General features: G+C 57.2%; 7 protein-coding genes and 1 pseudogene. 5 read left to right on the top strand and 3 right to left on the bottom strand.

All coding sequences use genetic code 11. From position 1 onward, the window contains the following. Nucleotides 1-17: 17 nt before the first annotated feature. The 5 genes from cax (at nt 18) to K2Q04_RS14410 (ending at nt 7,479) form a co-directional block, all read left to right on the top strand. Entirely contained in the window at nt 18-1,079 is a 1,062-nt protein-coding gene (gene cax, locus K2Q04_RS14430; RefSeq protein ID WP_291165109.1) for a calcium/proton exchanger, read from the top strand. A 149-nt stretch (nt 1,080-1,228) separates the two neighbouring features. Next, entirely contained in the window at nt 1,229-2,053 is an 825-nt protein-coding gene (ppk2, locus tag K2Q04_RS14425) for a polyphosphate kinase 2 (protein ID WP_291165106.1), read from the top strand. 369 nt (nt 2,054-2,422) lie between these two features. Then, complete coding sequence (locus K2Q04_RS14420; RefSeq protein ID WP_291165532.1) at nt 2,423-3,508, top strand: efflux RND transporter periplasmic adaptor subunit; 1,086 nt, start codon at nt 2,423-2,425, stop codon at nt 3,506-3,508. Between the two features lie 3 nt (nt 3,509-3,511). Next, nucleotides 3,512-6,691, top strand: coding sequence for a multidrug efflux RND transporter permease subunit (locus K2Q04_RS14415; RefSeq protein ID WP_291165103.1), 3,180 nt, complete (start codon nt 3,512-3,514; stop codon nt 6,689-6,691). Nucleotides 6,692-7,098: 407 nt separating this feature from the next. Then, on the top strand, nt 7,099-7,479 hold the full coding sequence (locus K2Q04_RS14410; protein ID WP_291165100.1) for a hypothetical protein: 381 nt from the start codon (nt 7,099-7,101) through the stop codon (nt 7,477-7,479). On the opposite strand, the gene K2Q04_RS14405 is transcribed toward K2Q04_RS14410, so the two are convergent. The 3 genes and pseudogenes from K2Q04_RS14405 to K2Q04_RS14395 all read right to left on the bottom strand — a co-directional run. Then, nucleotides 7,476-9,122, bottom strand: coding sequence for a radical SAM protein (locus K2Q04_RS14405; RefSeq protein ID WP_291165097.1), 1,647 nt, complete (start codon nt 9,120-9,122; stop codon nt 7,476-7,478). The two genes, K2Q04_RS14410 and K2Q04_RS14405, sit on opposite strands and share 4 nt — an antisense overlap. 79 nt (nt 9,123-9,201) lie before the next feature. Further along, nucleotides 9,202-10,269: an ROK family protein gene (locus K2Q04_RS14400; RefSeq protein ID WP_291165094.1), complete on the bottom strand. Its 1,068-nt coding sequence runs from the start codon at nt 10,267-10,269 to the stop codon at nt 9,202-9,204. Between the two features lie 175 nt (nt 10,270-10,444). Next, nucleotides 10,445-12,496 (bottom strand): annotated as a pseudogene (locus K2Q04_RS14395) (catalase); the annotation flags it as partial. Between the last annotated feature and the right edge of the window lie 258 nt (nt 12,497-12,754).

Raw genomic sequence — 12,754 nt, 5'->3', positions numbered from 1 at the left:
AACCGGGGAGACAAACGATGCCGAATTGGTTGCTGGTCTTTGGCCCTGTCGCAATCGCGCTTAACCACTTCGCCCCGGGCCACTATGCGCTGATCTTCGCTTCGGCGGCGATCGGTATACTTCCCTTGGCTGGATGGCTCGGGCGCGCCACTGAGCAGCTTGCGGATCGGGCCGGCGAAGGCGTTGGGGGACTCCTCAATGCTACATTCGGAAACGCCGCGGAATTGATCATTGCTCTCGCCGCCTTGCGCGCCGGCCTTCAAGATGTCGTCAAGGCGACGATTGTAGGATCGATCGTGGGGAACATTCTTCTTGTGCTTGGCGCTTCCATGCTGGCTGGCGGCCTGCGCTATCGCGAACAGAATTTCAATCTTGCCGGCGCCCGCGCCGAGGCAACGATGCTGACCTTAGCGGTCATCGCGCTCGTCATTCCCGCCGCCTACAGTGTTCTGGTGGGAGAGCAGTATGCGGGAGGCGAGCGCGCGCTGAGCATTTCGATATCTCTCGTCCTTTTGGCTGTCTACGCCATGTTTCTCGTATTCTCCCTATGGACTCATCCGACATTTTTTCGTGGGGCCAAGGCATCGGAGAATGGCGAGCAAGCTGAGTCCTGGACGCTCGCGCAATCGCTCTTGGTCCTTGCAGTCTGCACCGTTGCAATTGCGTGGCTGAGCGAGATCCTCGTTGGCACGGTCGAGCCGACCGCGCACGCGTTCGGACTGAGCAATATATTCGTTGGCGTGTTCGTCATCGCCATAATCGGAAATGCCGCCGAGCATTCAACCGCTATTACAGCAGCAGTAAGGAACCGAATGGATCTCAGCTTATCGATTGCGATTGGTTCGAGCATTCAAGTCGCACTGTTCGTGGCGCCAGTCCTTGTTCTGGCGAGCTTGCTTGTTGGACCGCAGCCCATGGATCTTCTGTTCGGGAAGGGCTTGCTGCTTGCTGTGTTTGTGGCGGTAGTGATTACAGGGCAAGTCGCAAGCGATGGCCGGTCGGATTGGTTAAAAGGCGTTCAACTACTCGCCGTTTACCTGATCCTTGGTCTTGCTTTCTATCTGACTCCACAAGTTTAGGCGGCCGCCTCTCATAGCTTCCCGCGGCGCAATAGCGAATTAATAGCGAAAAACATGAAGAGTTGTTTCAAGCGCGGCCTTTATCAGTCACAATCGGCACGGGCTTGGAATTGGCGACGGTTGGGCACTCGGTTCGGCTGAGGACTCACATGGAACACGGCAAAGACGCTAAAGCTCATTCGTTCGAAGAAGCGACGTCACACAATGTGAAGCTCAAGCGCAAGGACTACGAGCGCGAGCTTGAGAAGCTTCACGTCGAACTCGTCAAGTTGCAGGAATGGGTTCGCCACAAGGGCCAGAAGGTCTGCGTCGTATTCGAGGGACGTGACGGGGCCGGCAAAGGCGGCACCATCAAGGCCATAACAGCAAGAGTAAGTCCGCGCATCTTTCGCGTGGTGGCGCTTCCCGCCCCGACGGACCGCGAGAAGAGCCAAATGTACATTCAGCGCTATCTACCTCACCTTCCAGCGGGCGGTGAGATCGTGATCTTCGATCGCAGTTGGTACAATCGCGCGGGCGTCGAGCGTGTGATGGGTTTCTGTACGGAGGAACAGGCACAGCGCTTCCTAAAGGTCGTGCCGGAGGTGGAGAAAGCGATTGTCGACTCCGGCGTCGTTCTCATCAAGTATTGGCTGGAGGTAAGCCCTGACGAGCAAACGAAGCGGCTTGAGGCGCGCATCGATGACGGTCGAAAGATCTGGAAGCTATCAAAGATGGATCTGAAATCCTACACCCACTGGGACGACTATTCCCGTGCCAGAGATGAGATGTTCTCGGCGACCGACACTGCGTGGGCACCGTGGTATGTGGCGCGATCAGATGACAAAAAGCGAACGCGGCTGAACATTATCGAACATCTTCTGAGCCGAATTCCCTATGTCGAAATCAAGCGCGAGAAGGTCAAGCTGCCGAAGAGGCATGTCGACGATTCCGGCGACGCCTATCCCTTCAAATTTATTCCCGAGCCACATTAATCGAGAAGCATCCGTCATGGGCAGCCACAGCCGAGCATTGCCGTTACGACCGTCGCCTCCGGCGTCGTAGTTGCCTAGTGCTGTAGGGGCCCATGGCGGTATTTCCGCTTCATCCCTGTGCGGCGTTTATCGTCCGTCCACTTTCAAGCGGCGGCGGAAGAGGAGGATCTTTGTGCAGGGGCGAGGACAGTAACCGTGTGCGACGACACTTGATACGAGTGAGTGACCCGGCACCGTCAACGGCGTATTGTTAGGCGAAGGATTGGTCCACGAAAATATAAAAGTTCGGCAGAACACGTCATTCAGTCGGCGATAATTTGAAGGGAGGCCGAAATGCGCCTTGCCAATATCGCGGTCGTGGCCATGTGCATGGCGGCCTCCCAAGCGCATGCACAACAGGCTCGCGCACAACAAGGCGAATCCGAGAAAATTTCCGTCGGCGTTGCGAGCGCCGAGCGGAAACCCGTGTCATCCGCTCTCGATTTTGTAGGGCGCGTTGAAGCGATCGACCGTGTCGAGGTTAGGGCGCGAATTACAGGTTACTTGGAAGCAGTTCTGTTTAAAGAAGGCGACATGGTCGATGTCGGCGCGCCTCTCTACCGGATCGAGAGCGGGCTCTTTAAAGCGGCGGTGAACGAATCTGCGGGGGCGTTGGAGCGGAGTAAAGCCGCCAAGGTCTTGAGTGAGGTTCAGCTCAAACGCGCGAGCGAGCTCTACGAGAAAAACGCCGGCACCGCTGTTGCGCGAGACCAGGCACTCGCAGCGGACGATCAAGCCAAGGGAAACATTCTCGTCAACGAAGCGGCTCTCGATACGGCCAAGATCAACCTTGGATACACGGAAATCACAGCACCGATCGCCGGAAAAATCGGCCGAACGAGCGTGACCAAAGGAAATGTCGTTAGCCCGGAGACCGGTCCGCTGACGGTCATTGTCAGCCAAGATCCGATGTACGTTACGTTCCCGGTCAGTCAACGTGAATTTTTGCGAGTGCAGCAGAGCGGGCGCGATCTCGACGTCACGCAACTTAAGGCGACCTTGCGCTTCGCCGATCTCCGTACCTATGACCACCAAGGCACCATCGATTTTGTAGACGTCACGGTGAATCGCTCGACCGACACCGTCCTCGTACGTGCCAAGTTCCCCAATCCCACCGGCGCGTTGATCGACGGACAGCTGGTGCGCGTTGCCATTCAATCTGGCGAGCCTAAGGAAAAAGTCGTCGTCCCTCAGGCGGCTCTCATTGCAGATCAGCAAGGCGTTTACGTCTTCGTCGTCGATGACGGCAAAGCATCGGTCCGGCGGATTAAGACAGGGGGCGAGAGTGGAAGCGACATCATAGTCGATGAAGGCCTATCGGGCGGAGAGAAGGTGATTGTGGAGGGCTTGCAGTCGGTCCGTCCGGGATCATCGGTCATCGCAACACCATTACCCGGAACCGCCGATCGGAGTTGACCGATGCTCTCCGCGCTCTTCGTCGACCGTCCCCGCCTCGCAATCGTCATTGCCATCGTCACCACAATCGCCGGCGCGCTCGCGCTATATGCGATACCGGTCGCCCAGTATCCCGATATCGTTCCGCCGCAGGTGCAGGTTACGACAATGTACCCAGGCGCTAATTCATCGGTCGTCGATGCGACTGTTGCGCAGCCGATCGAGGCGCAGGTCGTCGGCGTCGACAAGATGATCTATATGAAGAGCGTGAGCGGCGATGACGGCAGCTACACGCTCATCTGCTCGTTCGAAATCGGCACCAATCCCGACATCAACACCGTCAACGTCAATAATAGAGTCCAGGTCGCGCTTTCGAGTTTGCCGCCGGAGGTTCAACGGCAAGGTGTTTCGGTAAAGAAAAAGTCGTCGGCACTCCTTGGTGTCTTAGCGGTCTATTCCCCGAAGCATACCTATGACCCGCTATTCCTCTCGAACTATGTCACGATCAACCTTCTCGACCAGATCAAAAGTACGCCGGGCGTCGGTGACGCCACGCTTTGGGGGCCGCAGGACTATGCCATGCGCGCTTGGGTTCGGACTGACCGGCTAACCGGTCTGAACCTTACGACCGGCGATATAATAAACGCGATCCACGCGCAAAACCTTCAAGCCGCTGTCGGGCGTATCGGCGCCCGCCCGATCTCCAACGAGCAACAACTACAACTCAACATCCAGACAAAGGGACGCCTCAACAACGTTGCGGATTTCGAGAAGATCGTGTTGCGAACGAATCCCGACGGTTCGGTATTGCGGCTTGGTGACGTCGCTCGTCTCGAACTCGGGGCGGCCAACCTCGATCGCGAAACGCTCTTCAATGGCTCTCCCGCAGCCGTGATCGCCATCTACCAAGCCCCCGGCGCCAATGCGATCGCAACCCTGAAGGAAGTCCGTGCGAAGATAGCGGACGCGGAGAAAAGATTTCCGCCAGATCTGGTCTGGAAAGTCACCTACGATCCCACCGAGTTCGTAACCGAAACGATCCACGAAGTACAAAAGACGCTGATCGAAGCCTTCATTCTGGTGGTTATCGTTGTCTATCTCTTCCTGGGCAGCATCCGGGCGACGTTGATACCGACTCTTGCCGTGCCCGTGAGTTTGATCGGCGCTTTCATCGTACTGCTCGCAATCGGATATTCCGCGAACACCGTGTCGTTGCTCGCTGTGGTGCTGGCGATCGGTATCGTCGTCGACGATGCGATCGTGGTGGTTGAGAACGTCGAGCGCGTCATGGAGGAGCGTCCCGAACTGTCGAGCGCCGAGGCGACAAAACTCGCCATGGCGGAAATCACGGCGCCGATCATAGCAATCACGCTCGTGCTCCTTTCCGTGTTCGTGCCGGTCGCCTTCATTCCGGGAATTTCCGGCGAGCTGTTTCGGCAATTCGCGGTGACGATTGCGGTATCGATGCTTCTCTCAGCAATCAACGCGCTAACGCTTTCGCCCGCATTGTGCGGCATTCTATTGAAGCCGCACCACGGACCTCGAAGGGGGATCATCGGCGCGGCGATGAGGGGGATCGATTATATCAGAGATGCCTATGGCGCCGGCGTTGCACGCATGCTTCGTATCTCCCTGATCGGCTTGGTTCTTGTTGCCGTTGCGTCCGCCGGCATTGTCGCCTTGGCGAAGATAACGCCAACCGGATTCTTACCCGAAGACGACCAGGGTGCGCTGTTCGTCATTGCTCAGCTTCCCGGCGGCGCCTCGGTCGTTCGCACCACTGATATCATGAAGCGCGCGGAGGCGATTCTGAAGGAGGAGCCGGCCGTCGAAGATGTTACCTCGGTTATCGGCCTCAATTTCATCGATAACTATTCGCAGGCAAACGCCGCCTTCATGGTGGTTACGCTCAAGCCGTTTTCCGAGCGGGAGGATCGTTCGCAGGGAGCGCACGCGCTGATCGCGCGGCTCGGACCGAAATTTAGAGAGCTGGTCGGCGGTACAGTCGTGCCGTTGGCACCCCCACCAATCATCGGCCTTGGCTCCGGCGGTGGCTTTACGTACGTGCTGAAAGATCTGCGCGGGAGCGACCCGAAATCTTTGGCGCAGGTAATGCGCGGTCTCCTCGTGGCCGCCAATCAAGACCCGAAACTCTCTCGCGTGTTCAGCACCTATTCAGCGACCAATCCCTCGCTGTATCTCGACATCGACAGAGACAAGGTGCAGGTTCTCGGCGTGTCGCTAAGCGACGTGTTTCAAGCGCTGCAGGCTTCGCTCGGCGGGTATTTCGTCAACAACATGAACCTCTATGGACGGACGTGGCAAGTCCAAGTGCAGGCAGACGCCGCTGATCGAACAAGCGTGAGCGATATTTACCGGATCAATGTGCGCAATGCGAAAGGCGAAATGATTTCGATGCGTAGTCTGCTGGAGGTTCGCCCCGTCATCGGACCGCCGGCAATCATTCGCTACAACAATGTCCGAGCAGCAACGGTTCAGGGTAGCCCCGCAACGGGCGTTTCATCTGGACAGGCTCTCAACGCCATGGAGGAGGTTGCTGCGCGCACGCTGCCTGAGGGTTACGCAGGCGAATGGACTGACACGGCATTTCAGCAGAAGCGCGCCGAGGGCAAGACACCGATCATTCTCGGGTTCGCGCTGCTATTTGCTTATCTGTTTCTCGTCGCGCTCTATGAAAGCTGGGTCATTCCGGTTCCGGTCCTGCTATCGGTCAGCATCGGTGTCTTTGGGGCCTTTGCAGCGATCGTCATCGGCGGTCTGACCCTCGACCTCTATGGCCAGATCGGAATGGTGGTGTTGATAGGACTCGCCGCCAAGAACGGCATTCTGATTGTCGAATTCGCCAAGGAGCAACGAGAACGCGGCGTCGAGCTCAGCGAGGCTGCCACCGAAGGCAGCCGCTTGCGGTTCCGGCCGGTGATGATGACGTCCTTGGCTTTCATACTCGGCCTGCTGCCGCTGGTCATCGCAACAGGCGCTTCGGAACTTGCGCGACGAGACGTCGGAACGCCGGTATTTGGTGGAATGATCTTCGCGTCCGTCATCGGCATTTTCGCGATACCGTCCCTCTACGTAACATTTCAAGCGCTGCGCGAGCGGCTACGGCCGGCTTCTCGTCCTCGCGTCGAGGGTGAGGGCAATGGAATGGCGCAGCGCCAGAATGGCGTGCCAACGCAAGGTTGAGCAGCAATGTCAGAAATCGAATTGCAGAGAATTTCGGGCAAATAATAGTCCACTTCATTTCAGTCTCACTGGTGATATGCAGTAACCCGCCCGTCTTTCTCCACTCACAGTCGCGCCTTGCCTGTAGGCACAGGGCCGACGAGGATGCACACGGAATAACCGCGATCGGCTCGTCATGCATTCGCGATCTTGAGCAACAATATCAGCTCGGAAAACGTCCCGGCATTCGCGAACGAGGGGAGGGAACCCGCCTCTGATGTGCAAGTTGGATTGCGCGGCAGCCGCAGCCAGCTAGTGGTTCGAACTAATAGCGAGGTCGGTGATGGTTTGCAGAGGCTTTCGATTCCGGAGTTTCGACGCGCCTTGCCATCCGGACAAATCGCATTGATGCACGTAGGAGATTTCCTATGATTGGCAATCGTATGAGCAACATCGCTCTGTTGGCCGCTTCCGCAATCATCTATTCGGCTCCGCCCGCAACCGCTGCCCGGTACGATGGATATTGGAGCATGGTCGCCGAGACGACCAACGGCCATTGCGGCTACATCGAGATTGGACTTGAGATAACCGGTGGCCGAATTTTCTCGACCAGCGGATCTTTCGCATTTTACCCAATTCAATTGGGAGGCCGAATTTCAGGTTCCGGGCAGGCTCGGATGAATGCAGTGGCTGGCCCACGCATTGCCTATGGAACCGGACGGTTCGGTGAATTTCAAGCCGGCGGGACTTGGAGGGGCAGCGGTCCCTCGGGTCTGTGCTCAGGCGTCTGGAGCGCCGAGCGCTCCTAATGCACCGCGCGATTGCCGACTGTCGTAACCCGATCGGCGGTATCGCGCGAACGTGCGCGCGAAAATGAGCGCACCGACTCCGGGACCGGGCCGCCGGCTGAAGCCGAAAGGCTCTTCGCGATCGCATCGTAATGATAGTGCATTGCCGTTTTCACTGCGTAGGTAAAGAGCAGCTGAGGCTCAAACGCGCGGGCTCGAAAGGCGCGGAGCAGCTGCGCGCGATAACGGCGCGCCAAGCTTCTGTCTTCGACGCGGCGAACAAGACGCGTCGCCAGCACAAGGAACTTCACATAATCCTCAAGGCAGCTCTTTGCCCACGCTAGCCGATGGTTCCGCCAATAAGGGAGTCGATGAGCCGCGAACTTGAAGCCACCATCGACGAACAAAGCATCGAGCCGCTGGAAGTAGGCATCCGCTGAGTAGGAATTCTCGGTCACTCTGGTCAAACCTTCCCGCAACATGCCTGGCGACATGCCGAGCGGAATGACGTTGGTGCCAAAATTCTCGCTGCCTGCAGCGTCATTCAATCTGCCCTCGGCTTTCAGGCGATCGAACAGCGGCGTAGTCGGTATAGCGTGTAGCAAGCCGATGAGAGCGTTCGCGATCCTCGCTTCAGCTAGAAACCCCGGAAGAACATCGAACGCCCCCGGCTTATCGTTGTCGAATCCGACGATCATTCCGCACCAGACGTCAATCCCGCTGTCTTGAATGCGTTTTACGCGTTCAGTCAGTGTGCCCGCTCTTTCACGCACGTTCTGAAGTTTCTTCGTTTCTTTGAGAGACGCTTCATCAGGGCTTTCAATGCCAATGAACACACTTTGAAAACCGGCCCGCCCCATTAGGCTCATCAACTCGTCGTCTTCCGCAAGATCCAACGATGCTTCGGTGAAGAGAGTGAGCGAGTAGGCATGGTCTTCCTGCCATTTTGCGATCTCACGCAACATCGGCTTGATGGCCTTCTTGTTGCCGATCAAGTTGTCGTCGACGACGAAGACGATTTTGATGCCTTCGCGATAGTAGGCGTCGAGTTCCGCCAGCACTTGCTGAGTGGATTTCAAACGCGGTTTTCGCCCGAAGGTGACGATGATGTCGCAAAACTCGCAGGTGAACGGGCACCCACGTGAGATCTGCATGCTCCCGAACATATAATGTTGCGATTTGAGGAGATCGAGCCGCGGCGGCGGCAAAGTCGTCATGTCGGTCTTGTCGTGTTGCTCGTAGCGGCAAGCATGACGGCCGACTTCCCACTCATTGATGAACTGCGGCCACGTAAGGTCAGCTTCGCCGACGAAAATAACATCGGCGAGATCCTCCAGTTCTTCCGGCTCGACGGTGGCCATCGGGCCGCCGACGACAGTGAAGGCGCCGCGAGCGCGAACCTCCTTTAGGATTTCCCGCATCCGTGTTCCCTGGACAGTCATGCCCGTGACGCACACCATGTCGGCCCGTGCGAGACGAGCGAAGTCGATGTCTTCGATGTTCTCGTCGACAATGGTCACGTCGTGGTGCTTTGGAACGAGAGCCGCGAGCAAAGGCAGGCAGGCGACAGGCAGATTCGCTCGCTTGCCAAGCAGCCCCATACATTTCTCCATACCCCAGAACGACGTGTTGAAGCGCGGATTGACGATTACAATATCGGCCATCACTCACCCTCAACTATGAAATTGCCGAGGCTTAATGTTTTGCTTCGAACGAGATCTTATCAAGGCCGCTGAGCGACTATTATTTCGTTTTCTTCACATCGCGGTTGGTGAAGCGCGCATTGCCAAGGCCCGTTCCAATCGTCAGAACAGCCCAATTCTTGCGATCTTGCATATGGGGTAATTCGCTCAATCCATGAACGACCGCATCGTTATGCATGACGATCATCGCTTCGGATCCGCCGATCTCTCCTATCTTTTCTTTGATGCTGCTGGGAAGATGGAAGCTGCTGCTTTCCCAATTGCCGGGAAGATTCTGGCCGCCCCGATCGATCGAGCCATCCTCACGGATGATCCCTGGGCAGCCAATGCCGATAACGGGCGCCAACGCGAGCTTCTCTTTGCCGTTCCAGCGAATTTGGTCCTCGAGCATCTTCACCAATCGGCCGACCGCGCCCTGCCGGTCCGTCTCGGCCTTCGCATGGCACCAGATCTCTGAATTCGCCACTTTACTTTTCACGAGATCTCGTGATTTTCCGATGTTCAATTCGACCGTGCCGACGCGTATGTTGGTGCCGCCGATATCAACGGCTAGCATCGTATCGTGTCCCTTGAGCATCCAGGGCGGCAGCAAGTGGGCCGCACCGATAAGACCGGCGTCGTCGGGGTCGTTATGTATCATTTCAAGGTCGACCTTGAGTTTCTCGGCCTTGAGAATGAGCCCTGTCCGGCCCGCCACGAGTTCTCCCAGTCTGCTGCCGCGAAACCCTCCACCAATGACGATAGCTTCGGTATCTCGCCATTCCTTGGTCCGCAAAAAGCGCCGGATGACATGGGCGAATTGCTGAGAAAATTCTTCGACCGCACTTTGTACGACGCCGGCAGCTTCCGGATCACCATTTTCTAATTCGTCGACCAACTGCTTCTTCGATAGCTCTTCCGTGGCCGTTTTTCCGAACGGGTCTTCACCGGCCTTCCGGAGCGCCTTGCGCCATTTCTCGACGATGTCCCAAAATGCGCCCTTGCTCGCTTTGTCGCCGACGAACCCGTCGTAGTCGCACACCTCGATATTGTAACTGTCAACCGTGACACTGGGTAAAGTAGCAGCCCCATGCGTGGGCAGTTCTAATGACGGGGATGGCTTGTCCATGACTGTCACTGCCGCCTGATTTCCCAGTTGTCGCGTGAATGGATGTTTTGGCTCTTGCCCGAATAGGCTGCCATCGGCGCTATCCAAGCTGGGATAGCAACGCACATACCCGGCAATCGGTTGCCAGGCATTGCACCGCCGCGGTTCCCGTTTCAAAACGATCTGGCGCGTTTGGCTAAGCGTCGAGATCGATGCTGGCCTCGCGGTCCCATAACCGAAGTTTGCCGCACGCCTTGACGAACGCCGCACCGTTCGCCGGCGTCAGCTCTATGCACCCTTCATCGAGAACGTCGTCGGTTATGCCGCACATCTCCAGCAGCGGTTTCGCGTCCGGCGTGAATGCAATGAACTTGCAGTGTGCGAAGGCGTCGCGCACGAAGTCCTGGCTCGGCGCATCTTTCAGCAGCGGCCCAATGCCTTCCTCGCTCGTGGGGACAGCGACCGCATCGAAGAGCACTGAAGGCCCGCCGTCTATCTTTTGCTTCGCCGCGACCTCGGTCCCGTCGGAAAGAGTGATGCCCGCAATCTTCGGAACCACCAGATCGCAGACACCTCCTGCCTTTTCGACGGCACTGACGAGCGCCTTGAACGTCTTCGCGTCGGCGCCGGATGTTGCGAGGATGCCAAGCTTTCGGCCCGCGAATGTGCCGGGGCCGCGTGCCACGATGCTCAAAGCCTCGGACGTGCCGGCATCGATCGGCTTCTTTGCGGGAACGGCGGGAGCAGGAAGATTCAACCCGAGGCCTTCTCCAACTTTTCGACCCAGAGCTTTATCGATGGTCAGAAGGTGCGCGACCATGCGCTCGCGTATATGCGGCTGCTCGACCTTGCTCAGCTCGAACACCACAGCATCGGCGATATGCTTCTGCTCAGGTACAGTCTGGCTCCGATAGAACATGCGCGCTTGGCTATAGTGATCGGCAAAACTTTCCGGTCGTAACCGCTGCTTCGGACCATCGACCGGTTCGGCGAAACTCCGAAATCCCAACGATGGAGTTTCGCGCGGTCCGCCTTCCTCGCCCCAGCTGTTGGGCTCGTAGTTGGCTCGCCCTTTTGGGTTATGCATCGCCATATGACCATCTTGCTGGAAATGGGCAAACGGGCAGCGCGGTGCGTTGACGGGGAGATGCGTGAAGTTTGGGCTGCCCAAACGCTTCAATTGCGTATCGAGATAGGAAAAGTTGCGCCCCTGCAGCAACGGGTCGTCGCTGAAGTCGATGCCGGGCGGAATGTTCTGGGTGCAGAACGCGACCTGCTCCGTCTCGGCAAAGAAATTGTCGACGACCCGGTCCAAGACGAGACGGCCGACGATTTGCACCGGAAGCACTTCCTCCGGAATGAGCTTTGTGGCGTCGAGAACGTCGAATGCGAACTTGTCCGCGAATTTTTGGTCGAATAGCTGAACGCCGAGTTCCCACTCAGGGAAATTGCCGTTCGTAATCGCATCCCAAAGATCGCGCCGGTGGAAGTCGGGATCCGCGCCATTGATTTTGACGGCTTCGTTCCACATGACGGACTGCAGACCGAGCTTCGGTTTCCAATGGAACTTGACGAACGTAGATCGGCCTTTTTCGTCGAGAAAGCGGAACGTGTGTACGCCAAAGCCTTCCATGAACCTGAATGATCGCGGAATGGCCCTGTCCGACATGATCCACATGACCATGTGCAGGCTTTCCGGGGTCAACGAGATGAAATCCCAGAACGTATCGTGCGCCGACTGGGCTTGAGGAAATCCTCTGTCCGGCTCGGGCTTCACGGCATGAATGACGTCGGGGAACTTGATGGCGTCTTGAATGAAGAATACCGGAATGTTGTTGCCGACGAGGTCCCAGTTACCCTGTTTGGTATAGAGCTTGACGGCGAACCCGCGGACATCGCGCGCCAAGTCGAATGATCCCTTGCTGCCGGCGACCGTCGAAAAGCGAACGAATGCTTCGGTTTTTTCGCCGACCCTCTGGAAGATGTCTGCGCGCGTGACATTTGAAAGAGATTTGGTGAGCTCGAAATATCCATGCGCACCGTAGCCGCGGGCATGGACAACGCGCTCGGGAATGCGTTCATGATCAAAGTGAAAGATCTTTTCGCGAAAATGGAAGTCTTCCAGAAGCGTCGGGCCGCGGCTTCCGGCCCTTAGCGAATTCTGGTCGTCCGCAACCGGGATTCCTTGCTGGGTCGTAAGATAAATGTCGGAGCTGGTGGATTGTTGGTGAATCTCTCCTCCCTTCCCGACACCAGTCTTGTGTGGGCCGGCCGGATTGGAGGCAGGCGTCAGGCCTTTTTGAGAAGCGCTTCGTTTGACGGGACGTTGCTTTCCGGTAGCCATACGCGCCTCCAGTCGGAGAAGACCGAAACTCTCCGTTATACCGTTGCCGTGGGTGCAATGTGCCCAACAGCGTCGATGGAGATTCCGTTCCGGCCCGCTACTCGGGAATTTTGGACTGACCCTCCTCGATGCGATCTGATCGACTGTGAATTGCAAACGCGT

The organism is Hyphomicrobium sp. (assembly GCF_019753045.1).
Taxonomy (GTDB): Bacteria; Pseudomonadota; Alphaproteobacteria; order Rhizobiales; family Hyphomicrobiaceae; genus Hyphomicrobium_B.
This window is presented reverse-complemented; position numbering and strand designations above follow the sequence as displayed.